The sequence below is a fragment of the Pelagicoccus sp. SDUM812005 genome (assembly GCF_031127875.1).
Classification (GTDB): domain Bacteria; phylum Verrucomicrobiota; class Verrucomicrobiia; order Opitutales; family Opitutaceae; genus Pelagicoccus.
On record NZ_JARXIA010000068.1, the window covers coordinates 1 to 804 of the forward strand.

An 804-nucleotide genomic window follows, 5' to 3' on the forward strand; every position below is an offset into this window, starting at 1 on the left:
TTAGGCAGAAAGAAAAGAATCCTGAATCCACTCCCCTCCGAACAAACTCACATGAAAAGCATTATCCTATTTTACCTTCTCTGCACTTCATTGTCCGTTTGTTACGCTGAAACTAGAATTGGAATCGAAGCAAATTACTTGAAGATCTCTGGCATACGCTCTTACGGAGCCGGTGCGAACAACGGCTTTTTCTTCACAGCTCCGAAGAGCTCACGCACAGTTTCACCGTACCTCTCTTTCTCACCAAACTCTCGTTCGACCTTCAAAGTTCGATATACAAATTACGAAGAGATCTCCAGTTCTGGCTTTTCCGGCGACTCAAACATTTTCAAGACGCCAGGTATTTTCGTGCCCCAGGTTCCGGTGTTTTTCTCCATAGAAGAGGAAATCAAGGAGTATTCTCTGTCTTACCTTTTCCGAATAGGATCCATAAAGTCTTTTGACTTCGCCCTAGGGCCAAGCCTTTCGGTATTCGACTCGAATGCGGCTTTCTACTTTCCTGAGTCTGCAGAGATGGGCCCTTTTGCGACGAGGAAGGAGACTGATGTAGAGTTAGGTTTTGAGAGTTTGGTTGCTTACGCTATTTCTGATGATTTCAACGCTGAATTCTCTTACCGATATTCAACTCCTCCACAGAGACATATTCACTTACTTTCTATATCTCTAAACTTCAAATTATGAGGCCTAACCAGGCGGTCGATACAACGGCGGCAAACGCTCGCCTCTTTGGCGACGACACTTCGTAAACAACCAACCCAGACGTGGAGGCTATGACCGAAGCCGCCGTCGTATCACCTTAGCGTT

General features: G+C 45.8%; 1 protein-coding gene. It reads left to right on the forward strand.

The window, feature by feature from the left end; all coding sequences use genetic code 11:
• Positions 1-681, forward strand: a 681-nt coding sequence (locus QEH57_RS24715) for a hypothetical protein (RefSeq protein WP_309009484.1), incomplete at its 5' end; no start/stop codon positions are given.
• Positions 682-804: the final 123 nt, after the last annotated feature.